General features: G+C 50.2%; 20 protein-coding genes. 12 read left to right on the top strand and 8 right to left on the bottom strand.

The genetic code is table 11. The features are described 5' to 3' along the window. Nucleotides 1–15: 15 nt before the first annotated feature. The gene (locus ACO6UY_RS04885; RefSeq protein ID WP_422446783.1) at nucleotides 16–2,526 is read right to left on the bottom strand and encodes a CoA transferase; all 2,511 of its coding nucleotides are present in this window, start codon (nucleotides 2,524–2,526) and stop codon (nucleotides 16–18) included. A 302-nt stretch (nucleotides 2,527–2,828) separates the two neighbouring features. On the opposite strand from ACO6UY_RS04885, the gene ACO6UY_RS04880 reads away from it, so the two are divergent. From ACO6UY_RS04880 to gcvA, 4 genes are all read left to right on the top strand, one after another. Next, nucleotides 2,829–4,418, top strand: a complete 1,590-nt coding sequence (locus tag ACO6UY_RS04880; RefSeq protein WP_422462138.1) for a BCCT family transporter — start codon at nucleotides 2,829–2,831, stop codon at nucleotides 4,416–4,418. Between the two features lie 60 nt (nucleotides 4,419–4,478). Then, entirely contained in the window at nucleotides 4,479–5,639 is a 1,161-nt protein-coding gene (locus tag ACO6UY_RS04875) for an iron-containing alcohol dehydrogenase (RefSeq protein WP_422446779.1), read from the top strand. 61 nt (nucleotides 5,640–5,700) lie between these two features. Then, complete coding sequence (locus tag ACO6UY_RS04870; RefSeq protein WP_422462137.1) at nucleotides 5,701–7,197, top strand: CoA-acylating methylmalonate-semialdehyde dehydrogenase; 1,497 nt, start codon at nucleotides 5,701–5,703, stop codon at nucleotides 7,195–7,197. Nucleotides 7,198–7,316: 119 nt separating this feature from the next. Further along, nucleotides 7,317–8,264 (top strand): transcriptional regulator GcvA, encoded by a 948-nt coding sequence (gene gcvA, locus ACO6UY_RS04865; protein WP_422489238.1) that lies wholly within the window; start codon nucleotides 7,317–7,319, stop codon nucleotides 8,262–8,264. A 79-nt stretch (nucleotides 8,265–8,343) separates the two neighbouring features. Here the strand turns inward: gcvA and pdxA are convergent, their stop codons facing one another. The 3 genes from pdxA to ACO6UY_RS04850 are packed head-to-tail and all read right to left on the bottom strand — an operon-like array spanning nucleotide 8,344 to nucleotide 13,477. Continuing rightward, complete coding sequence (pdxA, locus tag ACO6UY_RS04860; RefSeq protein ID WP_422447919.1) at nucleotides 8,344–9,357, bottom strand: 4-hydroxythreonine-4-phosphate dehydrogenase PdxA; 1,014 nt, start codon at nucleotides 9,355–9,357, stop codon at nucleotides 8,344–8,346. Between the two features lies 1 nt (nucleotide 9,358). Further along, entirely contained in the window at nucleotides 9,359–10,696 is a 1,338-nt protein-coding gene (locus tag ACO6UY_RS04855; protein WP_422489236.1) for a peptidylprolyl isomerase, read from the bottom strand. Further along, a complete protein-coding gene (locus ACO6UY_RS04850; RefSeq protein WP_422489235.1) occupies nucleotides 10,697–13,477 on the bottom strand; it encodes an LPS-assembly protein LptD in 2,781 nt (926 codons plus the stop codon). Between the two features lie 257 nt (nucleotides 13,478–13,734). On the opposite strand from ACO6UY_RS04850, the gene ACO6UY_RS04845 reads away from it, so the two are divergent. From ACO6UY_RS04845 to ACO6UY_RS04830, 4 genes are all read left to right on the top strand, one after another. Continuing rightward, nucleotides 13,735–14,826, top strand: a complete 1,092-nt coding sequence (locus ACO6UY_RS04845) for an aminoglycoside phosphotransferase family protein (RefSeq protein ID WP_422462131.1) — start codon at nucleotides 13,735–13,737, stop codon at nucleotides 14,824–14,826. Beyond that, nucleotides 14,823–15,575 carry an N-acetylmuramate alpha-1-phosphate uridylyltransferase MurU gene (murU, locus tag ACO6UY_RS04840; RefSeq protein WP_422462130.1) on the top strand — a complete coding sequence of 251 codons (753 nt, stop codon included), beginning with the start codon at nucleotides 14,823–14,825 and terminating at the stop codon, nucleotides 15,573–15,575. Before ACO6UY_RS04845 ends, murU begins: the two co-directional genes overlap by 4 nt. After that, a complete protein-coding gene (djlA, locus tag ACO6UY_RS04835) occupies nucleotides 15,572–16,393 on the top strand; it encodes a co-chaperone DjlA (RefSeq protein WP_422446765.1) in 822 nt (273 codons plus the stop codon). The genes murU and djlA overlap by 4 nt, the downstream gene beginning before the upstream one ends. A 460-nt stretch (nucleotides 16,394–16,853) precedes the next feature. Next, nucleotides 16,854–18,620: a hypothetical protein gene (locus ACO6UY_RS04830; protein ID WP_422489233.1), complete on the top strand. Its 1,767-nt coding sequence runs from the start codon at nucleotides 16,854–16,856 to the stop codon at nucleotides 18,618–18,620. Here the strand turns inward: ACO6UY_RS04830 and ACO6UY_RS04825 are convergent. Then, nucleotides 18,605–19,027, bottom strand: a complete 423-nt coding sequence (locus ACO6UY_RS04825) for an SDR family NAD(P)-dependent oxidoreductase (protein ID WP_422447917.1) — start codon at nucleotides 19,025–19,027, stop codon at nucleotides 18,605–18,607. The two genes, ACO6UY_RS04830 and ACO6UY_RS04825, sit on opposite strands and share 16 nt — an antisense overlap. Before the next feature lie 11 nt (nucleotides 19,028–19,038). Continuing rightward, nucleotides 19,039–20,133, bottom strand: coding sequence for a cell division protein ZapE (gene zapE, locus ACO6UY_RS04820; protein WP_422446761.1), 1,095 nt, complete (start codon nucleotides 20,131–20,133; stop codon nucleotides 19,039–19,041). A 362-nt stretch (nucleotides 20,134–20,495) separates the two neighbouring features. Here zapE and ACO6UY_RS04815 point away from each other — a divergent pair, with 362 nt between their 5' ends. Next, nucleotides 20,496–20,972, top strand: coding sequence for a YhcB family protein (locus ACO6UY_RS04815; protein WP_101745134.1), 477 nt, complete (start codon nucleotides 20,496–20,498; stop codon nucleotides 20,970–20,972). Nucleotides 20,973–21,020: 48 nt separating this feature from the next. Here the strand turns inward: ACO6UY_RS04815 and trxB are convergent, their stop codons facing one another. Then, a complete protein-coding gene (trxB, locus tag ACO6UY_RS04810; RefSeq protein ID WP_422446759.1) occupies nucleotides 21,021–21,974 on the bottom strand; it encodes a thioredoxin-disulfide reductase in 954 nt (317 codons plus the stop codon). 63 nt (nucleotides 21,975–22,037) lie between these two features. On the opposite strand from trxB, the gene cysZ reads away from it, so the two are divergent. Then, nucleotides 22,038–22,907: a sulfate transporter CysZ gene (gene cysZ / locus ACO6UY_RS04805; RefSeq protein ID WP_422489231.1), complete on the top strand. Its 870-nt coding sequence runs from the start codon at nucleotides 22,038–22,040 to the stop codon at nucleotides 22,905–22,907. Between the two features lie 33 nt (nucleotides 22,908–22,940). After that, nucleotides 22,941–23,282, top strand: a complete 342-nt coding sequence (locus ACO6UY_RS04800; RefSeq protein ID WP_422446755.1) for a histidine triad nucleotide-binding protein — start codon at nucleotides 22,941–22,943, stop codon at nucleotides 23,280–23,282. Between the two features lie 90 nt (nucleotides 23,283–23,372). Here ACO6UY_RS04800 and ACO6UY_RS04795 read toward each other — a convergent pair whose 3' ends face one another. Beyond that, the gene (locus tag ACO6UY_RS04795; protein WP_422462126.1) at nucleotides 23,373–23,786 is read right to left on the bottom strand and encodes an OsmC family protein; all 414 of its coding nucleotides are present in this window, start codon (nucleotides 23,784–23,786) and stop codon (nucleotides 23,373–23,375) included. A 185-nt stretch (nucleotides 23,787–23,971) separates the two neighbouring features. Between ACO6UY_RS04795 and crp the strand changes: the two genes are divergently transcribed. After that, on the top strand, nucleotides 23,972–24,625 hold the full coding sequence (gene crp / locus ACO6UY_RS04790) for a cAMP-activated global transcriptional regulator CRP (protein WP_422489229.1): 654 nt from the start codon (nucleotides 23,972–23,974) through the stop codon (nucleotides 24,623–24,625). The last annotated feature ends 50 nt before the right edge of the window (nucleotides 24,626–24,675 follow it).

Raw genomic sequence — 24,675 nt, 5'->3', positions numbered from 1 at the left:
GCTGCCACCTGATTATCAGCTGGGAAGGAACTCCTTGCCCCAGCCAGTACCTGCAATTCCACGCTCAATCATTGATTGAATAGACTCACTGTCATAACCCATTTCAGCTAACACTTCCCTGGTTGAATGACCAAACCTTTCAGTAGGCGTGGCGGCTACGATAGTTGACTCTGTGGGTCGAATGGAATAATGGTCGATCTGTGTGATCTGGTGGCCGCTGGGATGCTCAGGATAGATCGAGAAGGCAAAGCTGCCCAGGCCGGTACCTGCTTTACCATCGGCAACACGGCTGTATTGCTCTCTGAGATGTTCAATAGCCTGTGGAATGGCCGAAGCTACATTTACCTTATCCAACGCGGACTTCCAGTAAACGGCTGGAGCCCTTTTAAAGGCTTCTGTCAGGTAGTCTGAGAGATTGTCAGCAGTCACTATACCTCCGAGACCTTCTACCTGACCCAGTCTGCCCAGCTCGGAGTCATTGCTGTCCAGATAAATCCATCCCTCCTGTGTTTCATAGAAGTGAGACAGCGCGTTATAACCCAGAGCCTGTCGACCTGAAGGCTCATTAAACGGAACTCTTCCCTGGTAGTCAAAGGCAAAGGGAATCTGTGCCAGATTGGTTACCGCAGACAATGACGTTCTTGCCCGGGTAGGCTGACCTGTTTTCTGGCGGTGGTAGAGAGCAACCGCCATAGCCAGTCCGCCGGAGAAACCGCAGTTGACGTCCAGTGTGCCGAGGTGGGCGTGTTCTTCCGGTGTCTGTGAGCCACCAAAGCGACTCATGATGCCACTGTTGGCCTGAATGATGTCGTCATAACCAATGTAATTGGTTTTTGGACCGGGCAAAGGACCGCCCAGGCAATCCAGGCGGCAGAAGAGAACGCCCGGGTTAATGGCTTGCAGTGATTCGTGGTCCAGACCCAGAGGCTTCATCTGGCGTTCAGGCGCATTGATAACCACTATATCCACTGACTTGACCAATCTGTTGAATACCTCTCGTCCTTCTTCAGACAGGATGTTGACCAGCGCGCTGCGTTTACCAACGCCGGTCTGGAAGGTAAACAGGGTACCAATCAGAGGATCATAAAGAGGGGTGACCGGATCCAGCTTAATCACTTCGGCACCAAAGCGTGCCATAAAGGCGGTAGAGTGTGGGCCGGCAATAACATTGGTCAGATCAAGAATTCGCAGTCCGTCCAGCCAGTGCGCGGGGGCTTTCTGCTGGCGGCGAGCGGCAAACCGGTTCTGGTCATCTTCGTCCGTGACTGTATTCAGCGCAAAGAGGGCCTCTTCATAGCTGACATTCTTGCGCGGAGCGGGAGTAATCATTTGTCCGGCAAACTCTTCCAGCCAGGCAATGGGGCCAGGTTGTTTCATCAGACCATAAACGGGGTCATTAACCTCAACGATCAGGCCAGACTGGTTGGTGTGCTCATCATTCACCCACTCCCGGGTTGTTCTGTGAGGAGCGCCTGGAATCTGTCCTTCACCGAAAATCTCTCCCCATTCTTGTGAGGTTTTGGTCAGGAATACTTTCTTCATTTTGGCTGCAATGATGTCAGCCCATTTCTTCGGTAATGGATAGACGCCTATGGACGTTTCACCATCCCACTCCTTAATGGGCTGGTGCAGATCTTTAACGTCTGGCAGTCCCTCAGCCAGCAGCTCGTCATAAATACCCAGAGCCTCCAGGCAGCGGCGGGCATGATTACGGTGGGATGGGCATACGCAGTAGAACATACGGCCATCGGCGCATTCATAGGTTCGGTAGAAGGGGTCCAGGTACTCCTGAAGCGCATCATAGCTGAGAGCCATGGGAATGTTGTTGCTCTTGCGATGCTCGATCTCATGCTCACGCATGGTTTTGTAGCGCTCTGGCAATCCTTCGACAACGTAAGAATTATAGGAGAGGCCCTCCATCATTGCGGCAACAATAGGGACTTCAATGTGATCACCTCTACCGGTTTTCTCACGTGCGGTGAGCGCCAGAACCACTGAGCTGGCTGCCAGGGATGTGGCGTAGGAAGAGGCCAGAGGCAGAGGGGAAAAACTTGGGTTCAAACCCATCAAAATTCGGTTGAATCCCATGTCCGTGAAGGCACCAGCAGTAGCAGCAACAACCGCTTCAGTGGCTTTCCACTCCCTTCTCAACTGGTCATTACTGGCAAAGCCGGGAATCGACAATGAGATAAGGTCGGGGCGTGATTCTCTCAATTGCTGAAAATCGATGCCCAGACGTTTCATTACGTCGGGTCTGAAGCTCTCGATGACGATATCGGCTTTTTCAATCAATGACAGTGCCTGGAGCAAGCCAGACTCAGTTTTAAGATCAAGCTTCAGGCAGAGTTTGTTTCTATTTAGAACGGCATTGGCGGGATGGTCCCATTGAGGACCTTCGGGTGGATCAATATGGACAACGGTTGCTCCCAGATCGGCCAGCGCCATGGCAACAGCCGGACCGGCAATCTGCTGGCCAAAATCAACAACCCTGACACCATTCAATGGCAATTTATTCTTATTGTGCATCTGGTAATCCTGCTAATAAAGAGGCAGAGCTTTATTAAAATACGGTGCGTTCATTGCACGCGTTTATGCAAGGAAAATGTTATGAATGGATTGCCCGATCGACCAGCAAAAAAAAATACCCCTGAGACCTGATTTTTTTTATTGCTGGAAAAGGGTTTGTTATAAAAATAATTTGGTCTCAGGTGTCTATTTTATTGTTTCTCATTTTTTTTCCAGCCACTGATAATGATGGCGTGCTCTGATGTGCAAATCGCATTTGATGATGTCCCTGAGGATCAATACCTCAAAAAGAAGGGTTAAAAATGAATAATAATAAAAATAATACGTCGCCGTATGCTGGCTTGCTTGCGGGAGCCAACCCAGCGATGGTCGTTGGTTCCGCTTTACTGGTTCTGGCATTTATTGTTTTTACCGTTGCCGATCCTGAATACGCCGATAGCGTTTATACGGCGGCAAAAAACTTTATTGCTACGGATCTGGGCTGGTATTACATAGGGATAATGTCGTTTTTCCTGTTTTTTTCTGTCTGGCTGGTGTTCAGCCGCTACGGTGATATTCGTCTGGGCAGTGATGATGACAGACCGGAGTTCAGTAATTTCGCCTGGTTTTCCATGTTGTTTGGTGCTGGCATCGGAATTGGAATCCTGTTCTGGAGTATTGCCGAACCGATTTACCACTTTCAAAGCAATCCGTTCATCAGTGATGACGAGGCCATGACGGCAGAAGCGGCCCAGGTTGCCATGAGAATCTCGATTTTTCACTGGGGTTTGCATGGTTGGGGGTTGTTTTCTGTTACTGGTCTGATTCTGGCCTATTTTGCCTATCGCAAAGGGCTTCCCATCACTATCCGCTCAAGCCTCTACCCCATCTTCGGTGACAGGATTTATGGGCCTATCGGCCATGCAGCTGACTTGCTGGCAGTATTCGGAACCGTATTCGGCATAGCTACTTCGCTGGGACTGGGTGCACAACAGATGAATGCCGGGCTGGGCTATCTATTGGGCATAGAAGTGTCGACCACCAATCAAGTGATCCTGATCGCAGTTATTTCGGTTGTGGCAACGCTTTCGGTACTGACCGGTTTGAACAAAGGCATTCGTATCCTTAGTGTTTTCAATATGCATCTGACCATAGTCATTCTGGGTCTGTTCGTCATCTTTGGGCCTACTGCCTATCTGCTGGGTGCATTCTTTACCAATACCGGTGACTATCTGTTGAATGCCGTTTCCCTGGGGTTATGGGTTGATCCAGAGCCAGGCGCTCAATGGCAGGGATGGTGGACTATCTTCTATTGGGGCTGGTGGATTGCCTGGGCTCCTTTTGTCAGCATGTTCATTGCCCGTATCTCCAAGGGCCGGACCATTCGTGAATTTGTCCTTGGTGTTCTCGTTGCACCTACGACACTGGCAGCTTTCTGGATCACTATATTTGGTAACAGTGCCTTCTATCTGGAACTTTACGGTGACGGCGGTGTTACAGAGGCTGTGAACAAGGATATCACTACTGCTCTGTTTACCACTGTGCAGCTGCTGATTGAGAGTGAGTTGATGTCCGCGCTGATGGCGGGCATCTGCACCATTTTGCTGGTGACTTATTTTGTTACCTCCGGGGACTCGGCGACCCTGGTGATCTGTACCCTGGTGTCCATGGGGAGTGATAATCCGCCTGCCCGGTACAGAGTGTTTTGGGGACTGGTGATTGGTGCCTCGGCAGCCGTTTTGCTGTATGCCGGTGGTCTTAAGGCTCTGCAAACAGCTTCTATTGTCGCGGCCCTGCCATTCTCGATCATTCTGTTTCTTGCCACTTATGGTCTTATCAAGGCCCTGCGCGAGGAGGCTTTACCAGGTGAAGAGGCTTACAAGGTGTCCATGGCAAGAAATGGACGTTCCTGATAGATATTGGCTGTGCGCAAGAGGTACACAGCCATTTCAGTAGATTAGACGAGGTTTGTTATGTCTACGCGAGTGATTTTGCCCCGCATCATGCAGGTGGGGGCGGGGGCCAGCCTGGCTCTTCCTGATGTTCTGACTAGTCTGAGCTGTGCGAAGCCTCTCATTATTACTGATGCCATGATGGTTCAGCTAGGTTATGTCCAGGCACTGCAGGACTGTCTGACAAAAAACGACATTGATTCCAGTGTTTTTGCAGATACCGTTCCGGAACCCACCGTCGGCTCCATTCAGGCGGGTGTTGAAATGGCCAGGCAGGGAAGCTACGACTGTGTTGTTGCTCTCGGTGGAGGCAGCCCTATCGACAGTGCAAAGGCAATAGCTGTTCTCTCATGCCTTGGTGGTGAAATGCGGGATTATAAGTTCCCAAGGATCATGGATCAGCCCGGACTGCCGGTGATTGCTATACCCACTACGGCCGGTACGGGTTCTGAGGCCACTCGAGTCACCATTATCACAGATGAATCCTGTGACGAAAAAATGCTCTGTGTCGGGGCTGCTTATATGCCGTCAGCAGCTCTGGTGGACTATAACCTGACATTGAGTGTGCCTCCCCGTACGACAGCAGACACAGGTATTGATGCACTGACCCATGCTATGGAGGCATATGTCAGTAAAAAAGCCAGCTTGTACAGTGACAGTCAGGCTCTGGAAGCCATGCGCCTGATTGCACCGAATCTGCGTACCGCCTATCACAATGGCAAGGATGAAAAAGCCCGTGAAGCCATGATGCTGGGCTCAACCCTCGCGGGTGTCGCCTTTTCCAATGCCTCGGTAGCTCTGGTCCATGGTATGAGCAGACCTATTGGAGCTTTTTTCCATGTTCCCCATGGCTTGTCTAATGCCATGCTGTTGCCGGCTGTTACTGAGTATTCAATTCCCGCTGCGCCTGATCGTTATGCCGACTGTGCGCGGGCTATGGGTGTTGCCGAACAGAGAGACAGTGATGAAGTGGCAAACCATAAGCTGCTGACCGAACTGAAAGCTCTGAATGATGAGCTTTCAGTTCCGGGTCCACAGGAATTTGGCATTGATAAAGTTGCATTTTTTGAAGTGCTGGACACCATGGCATTGCAGGCTCTGGCATCCGGGTCACCTGCTAATAATCCCAGGGTGCCTGACGCAGAAGAAATTAAAGCCATTTACCAGCAGCTCTGGGACTAATTCAACACAAGTCAGTCAGAGAGTTAAGAAAAACATTTCTAACAAAACCATAGAGTGAATCATGAACACAATTGGCCATCTGATCAATGGTAGAGCAGTCAATGATGATATACGTCATCAGGCGGTTTATAACCCGGCAACCGGTCAGGCTGAAAAGCAGGTTGCTTTGGCTTCCAAAGCTACAGTAGAGGAAGCTGTTGCTGCTGCAGAAGCAGCTTTCCCTGCGTGGAGAAACACGCCTTCCATCAAGCGTGCCCGTATCATGTTCCGATTCAAGGAGCTGCTTGAGCAGAATGCTGAGCGTATCTGCGAATTGATTGGCCAGGAGCATGGCAAGATTTCCCACGATGCCATGGGGGAGCTGCAGCGTGGTATTGAAAACGTTGAATATGCCTGCGGTGCGCCAGAGCTGTTAAAGGGAGAACACAGCAGTAATGCCGGACCAGGCATTGATTCCTGGAGCGAGTTCCAGTCTGTGGGGGTTGTTGCCGGGATCACTCCCTTTAACTTCCCGGTCATGGTGCCACTCTGGATGTACCCGATGGCCATTGTCTGTGGCAATACCTTTGTTCTGAAGCCTTCCGAGCGGGTGCCAAGTTCAACACTGTTCGTGGCTCAACTGCTGCACGAAGCCGGTCTGCCAGCAGGTGTCATGAATGTTGTCAATGGTGACAAGGAAGCTGTGGATGCTCTACTCCATGATAAAAGAGTCGAGGCTATCAGCTTTGTTGGATCTACCCCCATCGCTGAGTATATCTACACGACAGCGACAGCCAATGGCAAAAGATGCCAGGCATTGGGTGGTGCTAAGAACCACGCGATCGTAATGCCTGATGCCGAGATGGATAATGCTGTTAATCAGCTGCTGGGCGCAGCTTTTGGTTCCTCCGGCGAGCGTTGTATGGCATTGTCTGTAGCCGTTGCCGTGGGTGATGCAGCGGCCGACCAGTTGGTAGGCAAGCTGAAAGAAGCCATGCAGTCCCTGAAAGTGGGTGCTTACAGCGACAGCTCCAATGATTTTGGACCGGTCATTACCCGACAGCACCAGGAAAAAGTGGTCGGTTTTATTGACAGTGCCGAAGAGCAGGGAGCCGAGATCGTGGTTGATGGTCGCCAGCCCGAGGTCGCCGGTTATCAGGAAGGTTACTTTGTCGGTGGTACCCTTATTGACAGAGTAACGCCAGAAATGACCAGCTATCAGAACGAAATCTTTGGCCCCGTTCTGCAGGTTGTCCGAGTCAACAGTATGCAGGAAGCCATGGACCTGATTGATCGTCATGAATACGGTAATGGTACCTGCATCTTTACCCGGGATGGGGAAGCCGCTCGCTATTTCTCCGCACACATCCGGGTAGGAATGGTTGGCATCAATGTGCCTTTGCCAGTGCCAGTGGCTTATCATAGCTTTGGTGGCTGGAAGCGCTCACTGTTTGGTGATCTCCATGCTTATGGTCCGGATGCGGTTCGTTTTTATACACGTCGCAAGACCATTACTCAGCGCTGGCCCTCTGCGGGCGTCCGGGAAAATGTCCAGTTTTCCATGCCCACCATGAAGTAAGCGGAGCCCAGGTAATAGCCCCGGAAACAGTTTGATTGTCGTTTTGTTACAAAAAATGAACAGTCTTTCGGTTGTCTGGGGTTAATACTGCATGGTCTAGCCATGTAGTGATTATTATAATGAAAAAGCGACTACCTCCTCTGAACTGGCTGCGCTCCTTTGAGGCATCTGCCCGCCTGCTCAGCTTTACCCATGCAGCCAATGAATTGAATCTTACCCAGGCTGCGGTCAGCCAACAGGTTAAAGGTCTTGAGTCTCAGCTTGGAGTAGCCCTGTTCAAGAGGCTTCCCCGTGGGCTGGAAATGACGGAAGCCGGCATGGCTTATCTTCCTGCTGTTCATGAAGCAGTCAGCTCGCTGGTTGTGGCGACGGAAGAGCTGTTTGGTCAGGGCAGGGACAGATTGTTAACTGTCAGGGTGAATCTGGTATTCTTCACGACCTGGCTGACTCCCAGAATGGGCCGTTTCAGGGAAGAGTTTCCTGAGATCGGCATACGTTTTACCAGTAATATCTGGGCAGAGGACAAGGACAGGGAAGCAGACCTTGAAATACGTTATGGCCGGGGTGACTGGCCAGATCTGAAGGCTGATTGTCTCACTGAGGACGAGCTCTTCCCCGTTTGCAGTCCAGAGCTGGCCAATGGTCTGCCACTGCCCGATTGTCCCGAACAGCTATCAGAACATACCCTGTTGCATGTTATTGGCTATGAAGAAGGCTGGGGGTACTGGTTCAATCAGCTGGATTGTGAATTCCGCGAAAACTCTCCAGGCCTGCAGTTTGATACCCTGATTACAGCACTGGAAATGGCGAAGTATGGTCAGGGTTTTGCGCTGGGCCGGACATCCCTTGTCGCAGGAATGTTGACCAGTGGTGAGCTGGTGGCACCATTGCGGCAAAGAGTCAGGGCTTCTGAGGGATTCTATCTTACTTCTCCTGCCCGTCAGTACTTGCATCCCAAGGCGAAAGTATTCAGAAGCTGGATTCTGGAAGAGAGCCGGAAAAGCAAAGCCTCGTCATCAAAAAGTCAGCTTAGTGAAGATATAAAAGTAGCGGATATTGCATACTGATTGATACAGGAAACTTATTTTATTAAAGGACTAATCCTATAGACCCCACACTGATTTCTCAGAATCAATGGGGAGGATGTCAATCAGGGAAGGAAAGCATCTCCAGTGCCGTTTCGATGGCGGTGTATAAACTGCCTGAGTCAATGTTCCCGGTGGCCGCAAGATCCAGGGCGGTACCATGGTCAACAGAGGTTCGAACAATTGGCAGCCCCAGGGTAATATTGACGGCCTGGCCAAAGCCCTTGTATTTCAGTACCGGTAATCCCTGGTCATGGTACATGGCCAGTACGGCATCAGCCTGTTGCAGCAGTTTTGGGTTAAACAGGGTGTCAGCGGGTAAGGGGCCGGTCAGGTTCATCCCCTGAGCCCTGCAATTCTGCAGAACGGGAATAATGGTTTCAATCTCTTCCATTCCCAGGTGGCCACCCTCGCCGGCATGGGGGTTCAGTCCACAGACAAGAATATGAGGCGTTCGGATCGCAAACTTGTCCTGTAACTCCCGATGAAGAATGTGAATAACCTGGGTCAGGGAGTCATGGGTAATCGCTGAAGAAACTTTTGAAAGCGGCAAATGGGTGGTGGCCAGGGCGACTCTTAAGCCCTCTGTCGCCAGCATCATCACAACTTTCCCGGTGTGGGTCTGTTCAGCAAGAAACTCAGTGTGGCCACTAAAGGGAATACCAGCGTTATTGATTACTTCTTTATGAACAGGGCCGGTCACCATTCCAGCAAAAAGGCCGTTCACGCATCCATCCAGGGCTAACTTCAGGGTATCGAGAACATATTGACCGTTAGCGGGGTTAACGGCACCCGCTGTTGCCGGGGTGGCCATGGAGACCGGGGCAACCACCAGGGTGTTTGCCCGGGAAGGTTCTCTGATATCCGGGCTAAAGAGTTGCAGGTCAACGGAAAGGCCCAGCTGTATTGCCCGTTGTGCCAATAGCTCCGGATCAGCTGCGATCACCAGTTGCACCGGTTTGGAAAGCTCGTGGCCCTGGGTTGCCAGCATCAGGCAAAGGTCGGGACCGATGCCTGCAGGCTCCCCGGCGGTAACCACCAGCCGGGGAATGGGTTGGGTGGTGAAACCGGTCATATCAGAGCTGGATCTCAACGTAGGCCTGATCGCGGATTTCCCGCAGCCAGACTTGCAGTTCTTCTTCAAACTTGCGATTACTGAGCAGTTCTCTTACCTGGTTGCGGCGAACCTGGGTGCTGATGTCAGACTGCCGTTTGCCCAGCACTTCAAGAATATGCCAGCCGTAGGTGGTGCGAAATGGCTCACTTACTACTTTTTCCGGAATGATGTTCATCACGGTCTGGAATTCCGGAACCAGTGTTTCTGGAGAGATCCATCCCATATCACCGCCATTGAGCGCGGAAGCGGTATCGTCAGAATACGCTTTGGCAAGCTCGCTGAACGCTTCCCCCGCCTGAACCCGCTGATACAGTTTCTTCGCCTGCATCTGGGACTCAAGGTTACTGCGAATTTCATTGGGCTTGATCAGGATATGGCGAACATGAACCTGACTCTGAACCACTTTTTTATTCCCCCTGGTGTCGATAAGTTTGATGATATGGAAACCGGCAGGGCTGCGAATAGCGTCGGAGGTCTGCCCCGGGGTCATGTTAATGGCCTGTTCAGCAAAAAGTGTGGGGAGCTGGTCGGCTTTTCGCCAGCCGAGGTCGCCACCTTCCAGGGCATTCTGCCCCCTGGAGTTGGCAATGGCCAGGGCCTGAAAGTCTGCCCCCTGGCGCAGTTGTCCGGACAGGTCATCAGCAAGGCGCTCTGCACTCTGGACCTGGTCGGGTGTAGCATTGTCAGGTGTGGCAATCAGAATATGACCCAGACGATATTCCGTCTGCACTTGCGCCAGCCCTTCAGGAGAGCTCAGGAAGTTATCAATTTCCTGTTCGCTGACCTGGACCCGCTGGGCAACCTGGCGCTGGCGAACACGGTTTAGAATCATTTCCCGGCGGATTTCTTCACGGGCCTGGCTGAACGACAGGCCATCCGCTTCCAGGTTTTGCCGGAACGCTTCCAGGGTCATCTGGTTGCGCTGGGCGATTCGGGCAATGGCGTCATTAAGAGCCCAGTCATCAATGCGGATGCCTCCGCGCTTGCCCATCTGGATCTGAATGTTTTCCAGTATCAGCTGTTCCAGTACCTGGTTTTTAAGCACATCTTCCGGCGGCAGGTCGATATTTCTGGATGCCAGCTGGCGATGCACAGCCTCAACACGGGCATCCAGCTCACTCTGCATGATCACGTCCTGATCAATTTTGGCAACGATTCGATCCAGTGCCAGCTGGTTTCGGATGGTGCCTTTCTGTGGGGTTTGCGCCGCGTCATTTGACTGTGCGTAAACGCCACCACTGCTGAAAGACAGCAGGCACAGGGAAGCCAGTGCCATGCTTTTTAATCCCTTCATCATTTACTTCTCATCCCCTGCGTAACCTTTAATACCTTTGATGTACTGTTTTGTGGTGCCACCGGTCAGATCGCCAAGTCCTCTCAGGACAAACTGGAGAAATACGCCGTTTTTGCTGTCAGGGTGATCAATGTTGTCATCATCCTCAACCCACTTGCGCCACAGTACACGTACCTGATAACAGCAACTGTTATATTCGACTCCGGATAATATCTCAAGGTTCCGCCTGTTGGTTAAATCGTACTGCCAGCGGCCCATGGCTGACCAGTTGTTGGTCACAGGCCATGCGATAGAGAGGTCGGTCTGGCTCAGGTTGTTGTCGGTGGTCAGGCCGGTATTTTGATCCAGCTCGTTTTTAACAAAACGATCAGCCTGACGCAGGAAACGATAGCCAGCGTTCATGACACGGCGATCATCCGGCTTGTACTGGTAGTAAAGACCGTAGCTGTCCAGTTTGTTGTTACTGGTATCCCACATCAGATCCTGATGGATGTTCATACTGCGATTAATGTTATAGACCAGTTCCGATGCCAGTGGTGACACTGAATCCTGCATTTCTTCCAGCAGACGCTTGGTCTCATCACCCGGGTCGGTATCCAGGTCCTGGTCAATAACACCCTGGTCAATACCGGCAATAGGGCTGATCCACAGTTGACGATCTTCAAAATAGATGATCTGACCAATGCCAAAGCGCACCCGCTCAAAGCCATCATCTTCTATCAACCGGGTTGTCAGGCCCAGGGAGAGGTGGTTGGCATCACCTAACCGGTCGTGGCCGGAGAAGCGGCTGTCACGCCAGAGTGAGTTGTAGTTGAAGTTCATCAGTGCGGTATCAAACACCGGGTTCATCTCCTGCCCTTCTTTATGAGGGGAGTAGAGATACTTCATCCTGGGCTCAAGAGTGTGGGTGAATTCGGTGCCACCGATATTGGTGAATCGGTCAAAGTAAAGGCCGCTGTCAATGCTGAATGTGGGTACTGTTGTCTTGGGTGACTCGGTGTAGTCAGCAGCGGCGAAGTTGCCGTAGGCCCTATTCAGGTCAGTCTCTACCTCAGTTGCACTCAGGTCCGTCAGCCGGTATTCAACATGTTGCACCTTCACCGCCGGGCGGATAAATGCATAGCTCCAGTCAAAAGAGTAACCTGCCCCGGTTTCCAGGTAGAGCCGTTCACCATTGGCGCTTTTAATACCATAACCTTCGTCGTATACGCTCTCGAAGTATTCGTTATTCGGTGTTGTTTTCGATTCTGCCTTAACATAATGCCAATTATCATCACGGGAGAACTTCGTGTAGTCGGCCACATAATTCAGGTTCAGGCGGCTACTGGCCAGCCAGTTACCAGACAGTTTGATTTGCGGCAGTTTGTTATAAGGGTCATCGGCCGTCTGGTTCATATTCTGGTATTGGTGAGCATCCACACTAAACTGCCAGCTGTGGTTGGTATCCCCTCCCAGGTAGCGGGTACCTATCCGCTGGTTCAGCGGTGCGTTGGCAGACAGGTTAAGGCTGGTGCTGAAATCATCCAGATAGTTTTTATCACTGGCTTTGGCGTAGTCGACTTCTGCCGTCCAGCGGCTGGTCAGGTTGGTCTGCTGACGATAGTTGAGCAACCAGCGGTGGTCATTGTAATAAGGGTTCTCTTTTTTCAGCTGATCTTTGTCCAGCAATCCGGAAAGCCCCAGTTCACCCCGGGTGTTACCCACCAGATAGCGGAATTCGTTCTCCAGCATTAATCCCCGTTTGCTCATATATCTGGGCGTCAGGGTGGCATCATAGTTGGGTGCAATATTCAGGTAATAAGGAATGGCAAAGTCCAAACCGTTATCACTGCTTTGGGATAGCGTAGGGTAAAGGAAACCGGACTTTCTGCGGTCATCAATAGGGAAAGACAAATATGGCGTGTAGAGGATTGGCAGCCCTTGCACACGAACGACGGCATTTTTGGCCAGACCCTGACCACTACCCATATCAAGGGTTACCTGTTGCCCGGACAGCTGCCAGCCTTTGTCACCCGGAGGGCAGGTGGTGTAGGTGGCGTCAGACAACTCAAGTGTAGTGTCTTCATTGCGGACGATGCGTTTAGCGCTGCCGCGGGCTTTCTGCTCATGCATCACATAAGCGGTATTCTCAAGGGTTGCACGGCCACTGTCGAGCTTTAGATCACCTTTGTCACCGACCAGCAGGACGCCACTGTCCCGAAAGCGAACGTTGCCTTCGAACTGGCCATGGTTCCGACTTTTGTCCAGCGTGGCGTGGTCACTTTCAAACTGCCGACTGCCCTGACGGACCGTAACATCACCCTTGAAGGTGGCAACTGAGTCTTTGTCATAACTTGACTCATTGGACTCGGCGACAATGGGTGCATTATTGCTGTCCCCGCTATAGTCTTTGCCAGGTCTGGGCGGCTCGATATAAGCGCCGCAGCTATAGAAAGGCTCAGTTGATCTTCTCTGTGCAGAGAGGTTCCGGATAGGTTGCCAGTCCAGTTGTTGTTTGAGGGCGGCGTTTTGACCGTTGGTGGCAGGCTTTATCGGCGTCGCCGGTTTTTTCGGGTTTCTGACCTGCTGTTTGGCCCCGGGCTTCGGTTGCACCGGTTTGGATTTGCCGGTGGCAGGATGACAACTCCAATGACCATTAGCCAGTGTCTGGCAGTGCCATTCGCTCTGTTGACCACCCGAGGGTTCAGCGGCAATAACTCTGGCTGCTGGCTGGCTGGCAATAATGCTGGTTGCAATGACCAGTGTCAGTGCTTTTGGGGTAAAGGGTAATGGGTGCATATCCATAAGCTCAGCAATCCTGGGGCAACATTCTTACTGCATTTGAGTCGCAATATTCTATATGCATTTGCACAGGAAATGCAGTGTTAAATCCATTGGGAACTTTGGACACGAGAGCCTGAAATGTCAAATGGCCACAGGCTTTTCATTTTCTCCCGGGCCGGGAACCTTATGTCAATAGAGCCTAAGCGCCAATAGGCCAGAATAGCTCTCTGTGATAGTCTTGGGTATTGATCTGACATTGCTAATGGGAAGCAAAAGCGTTGGCCACAACAATTTCAGAGCTTCAGAACGTTTCTGAAGCATCTTGTCGTCGGGAACAACTGGCACAATGGGTTGTCACAGTGTTATCTGGCGGACAAAGCCCTGCCTTTGATCATGGGGACCTTGATGCAGGTGCTTCAATGCCTTTACAGGCCATTGGCAGTGACGCCGGTTTTCGAAAATATTATCGGGTTAAAACCCCTCAGCGGACGCTGGTTGCCGTAGATGCTCCTCCGGCAACGGAAGATACCCGCACCTTTGTTGAGATAGCCACTCACTGGCGGGCAGGCGGGGTTCACGTTCCTGAGGTGTTTGCGGTTGATTATGAGCATGGCTTTATGCTTCAGGAGGATCTGGGGGATACGCCAATGCAGGTTTTACTGCAAGGTTCTGCCGCCAACCAGCACTATCCGCAGCTTCTGGACACCTTACTCACCGTGCAGCAACAGTTGCCTGATAACCTGCCTCCCTACGATGAAAAGCTGATCCGCCTTGAGCTGTCTCTTTATCCCCAGTGGTTTCTTGGGGCACTTATGGGATTTGATGCTGAAGATCCTCACATTATGCAGCCGCTGACGGGGCTGTTCTCCTCGCTGGTAACAACGTTTCTTGAGCAGCCAAAGGGAACGGTTCATCGTGATTACCATTCCCGAAACCTGATGCTGGCACCGGATGGCACTGTCGGGGTTATTGATTTTCAGGGAGCGCTGCATGGGCCATTGCTTTATGACGTCGTGTCTTTATTGAGGGACTGCTACATAGCCTGGCCTGAAGAAAAGATAGACTGCTGGTTATCCTCCTTTATTGCCCGTCATCCGGTGCTGGCAGATTATGACCGGGAACAGCTGAAAATCTGGTTTGATCTCACGGGTTTACAGCGTCATCTGAAATGTCTGGGGATCTTTTCCAGGTTATGGCTGCGTGATAGCAAATCCGGCTACCTGAACGATATTCCAAGAACCCTGGGGTATGTGGTGTCCATCTGCCAGCGATACCCTCAATTCAAAGCCCATGCTGAGTGGCTGCAAAAGGGCGTTGAACCTCTGGTTAAAGGGCGGCTCAAACAGGTAATGGAGGAAGCTGGCGTATGAAGGCCATGATACTTGCTGCTGGTTATGGCAAAAGACTCAGACCCATTACCCTGTCCATTCCCAAACCGCTGGTACCAGTGGCAGGAAAACCCCTGATTACCTATCATATCGAGCGGCTGGCGCAGGCTGGTTTCAGGGAGCTGGTCATTAATCATGGCTGGTTGGGAGAAAAGATTGAGGAGGCACTTGGCTCAGGTTCCGGCTGGGGGGTAACTATTCAGTATTCTCCTGAAGGTGAGCCTCTGGAAACCGGCGGTGGGATTTGTCGAGCCCTGCCGCTGCTGGCTCAAGGTCAGGCGGGCGAAAGTGATGCACCGTTTGTGGTGGTGAATGGGGATGTATATACGGATATCTGCCTGAAAAATCTGCAGCTCCCGCAAGGCATGCTGGCGCATCTGGTGATGGTCGATAATCCGGACTTCCATCCTGCAGGGGATTTTTGTCTCGACGATGGGATTCTTTTTGAGAAAGCAGCAATGCCGGAAAAAGCCGGACTGACATTCAGTGGCGTCAGCATACTATCCCCGCGATTATTTGACGGCTGTCAGCGTGGCACAGCCTTTGCCCTGGCTCCGTTATTGATTGAGGCCATGCAACAGGGCCGGGTCAGTGGCCAGTACCACCATGGTTTCTGGACGGATGTGGGTTCTGTTGAACGGCTACAGGCACTGGAAGGCTATCTTCAAAAACAGCAGCAGGACCGGCCGCAAAGCCAAAACAATCTTCAAGATCAGAGCAGGACTTCATGACCGCAATAGTAATTGGCGCGTTGGTTGGATTCATGACCGGTGGACCCTTTGGCGCTATTTTGGGCGCATTTGTGGGTTCCTGGATTAACCGGACCTATTTAGGTGGGCAGGGAGCTGCTGGCTTCGGGACTTCTGCCGCTTATCGTCAAAAAGCCCAGACCGCCTTTTTCAGGGCAACGTTTCTGGTGATGGGCCGTGTGGCAAAAGCGGACGGCCGGGTAAGTGAGTACGAAATAGAGACAGCACGAGCCATTATGGACAACATGCGCCTCTCAGAAGAGCAGCGCAGGATGGCAATAGAGCTGTTTAATGAGGGCAAGAAGCCGTCTTCCGATATTGAAGGTGCGCTTCGGTCATTTCGTGAGGTGGCCGGTGCCAGCACACTGATTCCCATGTTTCTGGAGATTCAGCTGTCGGCAGCCTATGCCGACGGTGGGTTGAGCCCTTCAGAAAAAGCGGTATTCAAGCAGGTTTGCAGTATTCTGGGGGTGGGCAACTTTGCTTTTGAGCAAATTCACAAACGGTTTATTGCCCAGAGAGAGTATTACCAGCAAGGTGGCTATCATTCCGGAGCCGGTGGCAACCGATCATCTTCAGGAATGGATCTGAAGCGGGCCTATGATGTTCTGGGCGTGTCAGACAGTGCCTCAGATGCTGAAGTCAAGAAGGCTTATCGTAAGCTGATGAGCGAACACCATCCGGATAAACTGGTGGCAAAGGGGTTGCCTGAGGAAATGATGGCGGTTGCCAAAGAAAAAACCCAGGAAATTCAGGGCGCTTATGATCAGGTTCGGGCAGCCAGGAAGGCCGCAGGATAGTTAGAATAAGCAGCTGTCTTTATGAAGATTTTGGATGGTTGCTACTTTTATACAGCCTTCAGGGGAACTTTTTCAGGGTTAAGTTGACTAAATGATCAACAGGCAAATTCTTTAACTTAATCATCTGGAGGCCGGGGCTGTGATTTATTCAAAACGTAAGCAGTATATGTACTGGTATGTTCCAGCCACTACAAGGATTGACCTTGATTCCAATCGTTCAGTGATCTATTGCTTTTCAGAGTTGCCGCGAAAGGTGAGATCAGCACTGAGAAGAAAAAAGAAGTATCTCATTTTCAAAGAAATTAATGAATTCTCCACCTCTATCGTTGAGAGGGAAGTTCAACCTTCTGTTTAATTCTTTCTATAGATTCTTTGGGTGTTCTGTCATTTTGTGGAAATAATCATAATTCCTGAAATGACTCGATAGAACTAAATCGGTTAATGAAGGTCTGATCTTTCATTGTCAGCAAGTCATCTCAAATGGGTGAAATCACGGGGTGGTGAAAGTTCGATGAATGTAACACTTAAAGTTAAATATCATTGGGACCTAAGAGATTTTTATCGTGTAGATAAACCTTACGATGGGTTTGGGGATGTAACAAAGCTAAATATATATTCAGACGAAAAAAAGAACGAAAAAAAGAACGAAAAAAAGAACGAAAAAAAGAACGAAAAAAAGAAATCCCACCGTGTCTACAGTGGCCGGATTGTAAGGGCGGTATCCTGCGATCATCCTATCCTGGTCGATCCGTGCAGGGTAGGCAGTTGCCTTGTAGAAATGGATTTATCCAGCCGTTATATGGTGGTTGGCGATGCCTGGCGTGGCACTGATTTTCAAGGGATTGTCAGGAGATTAAGTGAGAAAAGGATTTACGCCTTGACTGAAGTTCAACGACATGATGTTAATGCCGTAAAATCAATGCTTGAAAAAAGTTATTACACCGTTGACGGTGAGTTAAAGGATACTACATTTACAGATAATCTGTCTCCGGAAAACATGGCTGAAGCGGGATTCGTATTCGTCAGGGATGGGGTCGTATGTTGCTATCATGGCTACATTGGACGTCATAAACACTATACGAATATTTCTTCAAAGTGGCATGGCTGTCAGACTTCACCAACGCTCAGGCATCAAGAGTTGTTTAATAGCCCACCTTGTATCGAGCTTAAAAAATGCCAGTTTCCGATTTTGACCACTGAGTCTGGTGAAGATGCCACTGGAGCAACTTACCGGATGCTTATTCCTGGTGGTGTTGGCGGGCACCCAAAAGTCGGTTGTAACGCAGCAATGCTGGTGACTAACAAAAATCATGAGTTACCGGTAATGGATAGAGAAACCGCACAGCACGAAGTGTTGCTGGTAATCATTGACACACTGAAGAAAAAGATCAGGAACAGGGTTGAGAAAAGTAATATCGGTATTCCGGACTTCACCCAACAGGCTCAGCAGTTGATATACCTTGAACATTTTATCCCCTTATTCGGGAAACTTCAGCTGGCTACAGAGCGATTGATCATGCTGATGAATCGGGTTCAATTGCAGTTGGCAGATAAAGATGACAAGGATACGATCAGAAAAAAAACAGATGAGATTGCTGAAGCTCTGAAAGTGGATGGCATTAAAAAAGAAATGGGCAAAATTATTGAGGCAATCACTGATTATGAAAAGGCAAACTTTTTGTCAGTTATGACTAAATACCCTGCATATCTAAAGCGTGTGGGTAATATTGATGGTATGCCTGGTCTCGATATTGTCGAGCAAGAGCTGGTTAAATTGAGCGAAACTTATTCCGAACATTTTTTTCAGGATGGTTTTTTTAACAGGGTTATCAACACTTCGGATTTTGACGATTTATTTGCTAAATTTCAGCACCTTTTCTGGAACAGATCAGACGACAATAAATTAATTGTTGATATAACGGCTTCCCGAAGTGAACTTTTGAAAAGCATAAATGCGGTTCACGAAAAGGCCGAAGAGCTGTTAACAATCTACCTGGAGGCCTGTAAAAGCAACGTTTCTGTTGATTCAGGCAATCCTGCTCAAACTTTGCAAAGCCCCCTGTTAGGTGAGATTGTACCCGATTGGCTCAAACCGGCATCCCTTGCTAGTGGTCAAACATCTATTGCCCGGGGAAAAACAAAAAATGCTTTTCGACTGCCCAACTGCTGCATAACCGGCTGGTTGACTGATGCGAACCACGTCCTTCACCGTCATTTACCACCCTGATTTCTGGTCACTCTGCACAGTGAAAATATCAAGCTGTTGAGGGCTTGCAGAGAAGTATTGCTTTGAATAAGGATATTGTATTGCGCCAGATCGGTTGCGAGTGTTTTTACCAGGCTGTTGACGCCTGAACGCATGACATTACTCATCACCAGAATATCGATGGGTTCCTTTACGGCGGAAGAGGTCAGGGTAAGAATGCTGCCGCCGTTTACTTTAAGCGCAGGCAGCGTTGCCCTGATCAGTCGTATGGCGCTCATCAGCGTCAATTCAAAAGCAGCCTGCCAGGCTTGATCATCAAACTCTTCAAAGAATCCCGGTGCCGGGCCTCCGGCATTGATGACCAGCCCATCGATATGAAAACTTTGTTTTGAATACCAAGATCCATACGATGAAACTCCTGTATTTATTTTCGACGCACTTATGGCTTATGAGGCCGGGCAAGATACTCTGTAGACTGCATCTCCTGCAGACGACTGCGCGTTCTCTTGAACTCAAACGACAGAGTACCACTGGCATAGAGTGCTTCAAGATGAACTTCACAGGATAAAATAAGTTTTACGCCACGGTCATAGAACTCGTCAATCAGATTGATGAAACGACGGGCCTGATCATTCCGGTTGGCATCAAACTGAGGGACATCCTGAACAATGACTGAATGGTACAGGCAGGCAAGCTCGATATAGTCATTCTGGCTGCGGGGGCCATCGCACAGATCCGTAAAGGTAAACCAGGCCACATCTCTGCCTGACTTTACGGTGTTAATCGGGCGTCCTGATATTTCGATGCTCTGGCCCGACTCAATATGTTCCGGGTCAGCAGCCAGCTCTGAAAATATCCGCTCCAGCTTTTCATGGTTGGCTTTATTGAGGGGGCAATAGTAGGTTTCAGCTTTTTCCAGAAGACGCAGGCGATAGTCAATATTGCCATCAACATTCACCACCAGGGTGTGCTTTTTAATCAGGTCGATGGCCGGAAGGAAGCGGGCCCTTTGCAGTCCATCGCTGTAGAGAAGGTCGGGGTCCACATTCGATGTGGCGACCAGGGTGACGCCCCGCTGAAACAGCTGATCCATCAAACCGGCCAGAATCATGGCGTCCGTGATGTCGGAAACAAAGAACTCATCAAAGCAGATGATCCTTGCTTCTTTGGAAAGACGTTCAGCGACGCTTGATAGCGGGTTTTTCTGCCCCTCCAGTGTCTTAAGCTCGGCATGCACCCGGCGCATAAAGTGGTGGAAGTGCATGCGCAGCTTATCCTGAAAGGGCAGGCAGTGATAAAAGGTGTCCATAAGCCAGGTTTTACCCCGGCCAACGCCCCCCCAGAAATAGAGGCCACGTAATGGCTCACGGGGCTTGCCGAGGGCACCTTTGATCTTCTTGAGGAGTGATCCCCCGGGTGGTTGGATCAGCTGTTCATAGAGGTTTTGCAAGTGTTTTACCGCCTCAGCCTGGGCCGGGTCCCTGCTAAAACCTTTTTGGGTGATATCCCTGTGATAACAAGCTTGCGGGGTCATAATCAAATACTGGATAAAGGAGCGCTGCTTATTGTTTTCATATTTGCCAACGGGGCAAAAGCTGTCAATGTAACTGGACTCCGGTCAGGTGGCAAGGCTTGCTGAACTGAACCTTTTCAGGCCGGGTTCGGTCATTATAGGCTTTGATGTTCTTTTATCACTCTTTGACGAAAGCAACTATACAAAGTAAGTGGTGGACAAAGTCTGCGAGTTTTGCTCGAATCTGGCTTTTGCCGGTATGGGCTAGGCCAACTTCAATGGAATCTATACAATCTGTTTATAGGCAGGCGCTAAAGCACATGGCGTTGTGATTTAATGACAAGGGCGCGGGCCCCACTGAGTGAGGCGATACTGTGGAAAACATGAACGTACTTTGGTTTATCGGTAGTCTGGCGTTTCTGACGGGGATTCTGTGTGGTGCGCTCGTTTACCATTTACTGTCCGGTGCAAAATCCCGTAACGGCAGGCTGGAGAGTCAGCTGGATGAACTTCAGCAGGAATTCAAAGAGTACCAGGAGCGTGTGGGAGATCACTTCACCACATCAGCCCACCTGATCAATAAACTGACCGATACCTACCGGGATGTCCATGAGCATCTGGCCAATGGTGCGGAAGCGCTCTGTAAGGATGAAGAAGTCCGCAACCGGCTCGGCGACTCCCTGTTAAGCAGTAACGCACTGCTGTCCGGGAAGATTCATAAGCGTCGTAATGAACGCACGCCACCCCTGGAGCAGCCCAAGGACTATGCGCCTAAATCCAGCCCTGATGAACAGGGAGCGCTGGCTGAAGAGTACGGTTACGGTGAGTCTGCGAAAGAAGGAACCACCACCGATAAATAAACGGTGACTTACAAGGCTTCCTGTCGAGGAAGCCTGTAGTAGCTCTATTTAAGCTTCCAGGGCATCCAGATACTTCTCGGCATCCAATGCTGCCATGCAGCCAGTACCTGCAGAGGTAATCGCCTGACGATAGATATGATCCATAACATCCCCGGCGGCAAAAACTCCCTCTTTTGATGTCAGTGTGGCATTGCCTGCCAGACCGCTATTCACCCGGATATAGCCATCTTTCATGTCCAGCTGACCGGCAAAAATACCGGTATTTGGCGTATGGCCAATGGCGATAAAGCAGCCCATTGCGGATATTTCTTCAGATTCACCACTCAGCACATTTTTAACCCGGACGCCGGTGACCCCCATGTCGTCGCCCAGAACTTCATCCAGAACAGAGTCAAGAACCAGTTTGATATTGCCGTTCTGCACGCGATCCATCAATTTGTCCTGAAGGATTTTTTCTGAGCGAAATTGCTGGCGTCGATGAATCACGGTAACGGTTCTGGCAATGTTAGAGAGATAGAGTGCTTCTTCCACCGCCGTGTTGCCGCCACCGACCACGACCACATCTTTATTTTTATAAAAGAATCCATCACAGGTTGCGCAGGCAGACACCCCTTTACCCTTGAAGGCTTCTTCACTGTCCAGGCCCAGATAGCGTGCGCTGGCTCCGGTGGCGATAATCAGGGCGTCGCAGGTATACGTGTGGCTGCCTTTCAGGGTGTAGGGCTTTTGGCTGAAATCCACTTCTTCGATATGATCAAAAATAATTTCAGTACCAAAGCGTTTGGCGTGGGCTTCCATCTCCATCATCAGGCCGGGGCCCTGAAGCCCTTCCTGTCCACCTGGCCAGTTATCGACATCCGTTGTGGTGGTCAGCTGGCCCCCCTGTTGCATGCCGGTAATCATGACCGGATTGAGATTGGCCCTGGCGGCATAGACAGCGGCGGTATAGCCCGCAGGCCCGGAACCAAGAATTAACAGGCGGGAGTGTCTGGTTATGCTCATTATGTACTCCATTAATAAGGGGTAATGATTAAATGGCCTTATAATAGCTATAGCCTTTGAGCCATGGCAATTGGCAAAAATTATGGGTCTTATTGTCTGTCCCTATTGCTCAAGAGAAAAGCACAAGAGAAGAAAACAAGAGAAATAGCTGATGCTGGTGTAATATTTCGGTTTCTGGCAAGCATTAACAATAAAGTGATGATACATAATACCCCTGCATCAGGCCCCGGTTACTTTATCCAGGGACTGAAAATGATTTTACTGCCACAATTGCGATGGTTTGTTTTGATTCCGCTGGTCATTAATATCCTGGTGTTTTCCGGGATTATTTATTGGGCATCGGGCCATTTCTCTCTGTGGATGGAGCAACTCACCGGCTGGATGCCAGAGTGGCTGGCGTTTCTGGAGTATCTGCTATGGCCGCTGTTTTTTCTGGCCCTGGCGGCCGTGATGTTTTTTACCTTTACCATTATCGGGAATTTTATTGCGGCCCCGTTTAATGCACTGTTGGCGGAAAAAGTGCAGCGAATGGAAGGCGCTGAGCTGCCTGATCTTAAATTGTCTGACTGGCTGACAATTGTGCCGAGAAGTATTGGCCGGGAGTTGCGCAAACTGTTGTATTTCCTGCCCCGGGCAATCGTGCTGCTGATACTGTCTTTTGTTCCGGTGCTGGGATTGGTGTTGTGGTTTTTATTCAATGGCTGGATGATGGCTATCCAGTACTGTGACTATGCAGCGGATAACCGGGGTGTCTCATTTTCCGACATGTTATCACGATTGAAACCAAAGCTATCAACGTCGTGGCCTTTTGGTGCGGTTGTTAACCTGGCCATGTTGATACCGTTGATCAATTTGCTGATTATTCCTGCTGCGGTCGTTGGTGCAACGCTGTTGTGGGAACGGGAAATAGAGCAGCCTGTTACTGCAGGGTGACTGGATTTTTTATATAGGCAAGGAGTGGGTTTAATGAGTTGTCTTTTCTGTAAAATTGCTGAGGGCGATATTCCCGCAGATAAAGTATTTGAAGATGATCAGGTAGTGGCCTTCAGGGATATTAACCCGGCGGCTCCAACCCATATTCTGGTCATTCCCAAAAAGCATATTGCGACCATGAATGACGCTGTAGCAGAAGACCAGTCACTGCTGGGCAAGATGATGCTGGTGGCAAAAGACATCGCGGCCAGCGAAGGGGTAAGTGAGGATGGCTTTCGCCTGGCCGTGAATACCAACAGCCAAGGTGGGCAGTCGGTCTACCATATACACCTGCATTTGCTGGCGGGACGTCAAATGCAGTGGCCGCCGGGTTAAACAGAAGAGGGCCACAAAGACACAAAGTTGTTTTGATCCAGGTTCAGCAAACAAAAAAGGCTTCCTTCGTGTCTTTGTGGTTTAAATCCTCTACTCGGTTTCGATAATCTCGTAACTGTGGGTGATTTCAACACCACCTTTGCCTAGCATATGGGCAACCGAGCAGTATTTTTCGGCGGATAAGTTTACGGCACGTTCCACCTGGGATGCTTTGATCTTGCTGCCTTTCACCACAAAAGACAGATGTATTCTGGTAAATACGGCGGGAATGGCATCAGCACGTTCGGATTCAATGTCCACATGGCAGCTGGTCACTTTCTGACGCGCTTTTTCCAGGATATTAACCACGTCCACCGAAGAACAGCCACCTAAACCCATCAGCACCATCTCCATGGGGCTCGGTGCGCTCTTATGGTGTTTATCGGCATCCATAACGATGGAGTTGCCACTGTCGGTCAGTCCCAGAAAACGCTGGTTATCAACCCACTTGACTTGTGCCTTCATTTGAAATTCCTGTTCTCGTTTGACTGTTTCTATTTGGGGGCAATTCTAAAGCCTTTGCGTCAAAACAGCCATTCAATCAGAATTCTGTATTCTTCGTAACAGCACCCATTCATCGAATAGTGCCAAGACAGTCAAGAAAAGTTTGCGGTATGATGTGACCAAAACAAGGCAGTTGTGGTGAAAAGATGTTGGCAAAGAATTTACCTGTCAGACCAGCCTCCGGAGTAAAACACTTTTTGTCTGTTTTTTTGGACATGTGCTCCCGGAAAAACTATCCGGCCAGAAGTACCATACTCTGTGCCGGTGACACTTCAGAGACCCTTTATTACATCGTCAAGGGTGCTGTATCCGTGGTTATCGAAGACGATGATGGTCGTGAGATGATCGTCGTCTATCTGAATCAGGGGGACTTTTTTGGAGAAATGGGTCTTTTCGACGAGGATCAGCAGGAACGCAGCGCCTGGGTTAAGGCCAAGACCGCCTGTGAGGTAGCGGAAATCAGTTACCGGCAGTTCAGGGATCTGGTGCAGAAAGAACCCGAGATTCTGATGATGCTGTCTGGCCAGATGGCTGCCCGTTTGAAGGATACCACCCGGAAGATGGGGGATCTGGCATTTCTCGATGTTACCGGCCGGGTGGCCAGAACCTTGCTGGATTTATGCCGTCAACCCGATGCCATGACGCACCCTGATGGGATGCAGATCAAAATAACCCGTCAGGAAATTGGTCGTATTGTCGGTTGCTCCCGTGAAATGGTTGGACGGGTTCTGAAAAGCCTTGAAGCCCAGGGGCTTGTTTCGGTAAAAGGAAAAACCATGGTTGTGTTTGGCACCCGATAGAATAGCCGAAGCAATCAGCCCTTGTTGAGTGTCATTGAAACCTATACTGA

Source organism: Endozoicomonas sp. ALE010, assembly GCF_049310165.1.
Lineage (GTDB): Bacteria > Pseudomonadota > Gammaproteobacteria > Pseudomonadales > Endozoicomonadaceae > Endozoicomonas.
The sequence above is the reverse complement of the archived record's forward strand: the minus strand, read 5'-3'. Positions and strand labels throughout refer to the sequence as shown.

Excerpts from the sequence above, each read along its gene's own strand:
- ACO6UY_RS04885 (WP_422446783.1), bottom strand. The coding sequence starts at position 2,526 with ATGCACAATAAGAATAAATTGCCATTGAATGGTGTCAGGGTTGTTGAT.
- ACO6UY_RS04880 (WP_422462138.1), top strand. The coding sequence starts at position 2,829 with ATGAATAATAATAAAAATAATACGTCGCCGTATGCTGGCTTGCTTGCG.
- ACO6UY_RS04875 (WP_422446779.1), top strand. The coding sequence starts at position 4,479 with ATGTCTACGCGAGTGATTTTGCCCCGCATCATGCAGGTGGGGGCGGGG.
- ACO6UY_RS04870 (WP_422462137.1), top strand. The coding sequence starts at position 5,701 with ATGAACACAATTGGCCATCTGATCAATGGTAGAGCAGTCAATGATGAT.
- gcvA (WP_422489238.1), top strand. The coding sequence starts at position 7,317 with ATGAAAAAGCGACTACCTCCTCTGAACTGGCTGCGCTCCTTTGAGGCA.
- pdxA (WP_422447919.1), bottom strand. The coding sequence starts at position 9,357 with ATGACCGGTTTCACCACCCAACCCATTCCCCGGCTGGTGGTTACCGCC.
- ACO6UY_RS04855 (WP_422489236.1), bottom strand. The coding sequence starts at position 10,696 with ATGATGAAGGGATTAAAAAGCATGGCACTGGCTTCCCTGTGCCTGCTG.
- ACO6UY_RS04850 (WP_422489235.1), bottom strand. The coding sequence starts at position 13,477 with ATGGATATGCACCCATTACCCTTTACCCCAAAAGCACTGACACTGGTC.
- murU (WP_422462130.1), top strand. The coding sequence starts at position 14,823 with ATGAAGGCCATGATACTTGCTGCTGGTTATGGCAAAAGACTCAGACCC.
- djlA (WP_422446765.1), top strand. The coding sequence starts at position 15,572 with ATGACCGCAATAGTAATTGGCGCGTTGGTTGGATTCATGACCGGTGGA.
- zapE (WP_422446761.1), bottom strand. The coding sequence starts at position 20,133 with ATGACCCCGCAAGCTTGTTATCACAGGGATATCACCCAAAAAGGTTTT.
- ACO6UY_RS04815 (WP_101745134.1), top strand. The coding sequence starts at position 20,496 with ATGAACGTACTTTGGTTTATCGGTAGTCTGGCGTTTCTGACGGGGATT.
- trxB (WP_422446759.1), bottom strand. The coding sequence starts at position 21,974 with ATGAGCATAACCAGACACTCCCGCCTGTTAATTCTTGGTTCCGGGCCT.
- cysZ (WP_422489231.1), top strand. The coding sequence starts at position 22,038 with ATGGCAATTGGCAAAAATTATGGGTCTTATTGTCTGTCCCTATTGCTC.
- ACO6UY_RS04800 (WP_422446755.1), top strand. The coding sequence starts at position 22,941 with ATGAGTTGTCTTTTCTGTAAAATTGCTGAGGGCGATATTCCCGCAGAT.
- ACO6UY_RS04795 (WP_422462126.1), bottom strand. The coding sequence starts at position 23,786 with ATGAAGGCACAAGTCAAGTGGGTTGATAACCAGCGTTTTCTGGGACTG.
- crp (WP_422489229.1), top strand. The coding sequence starts at position 23,972 with ATGTTGGCAAAGAATTTACCTGTCAGACCAGCCTCCGGAGTAAAACAC.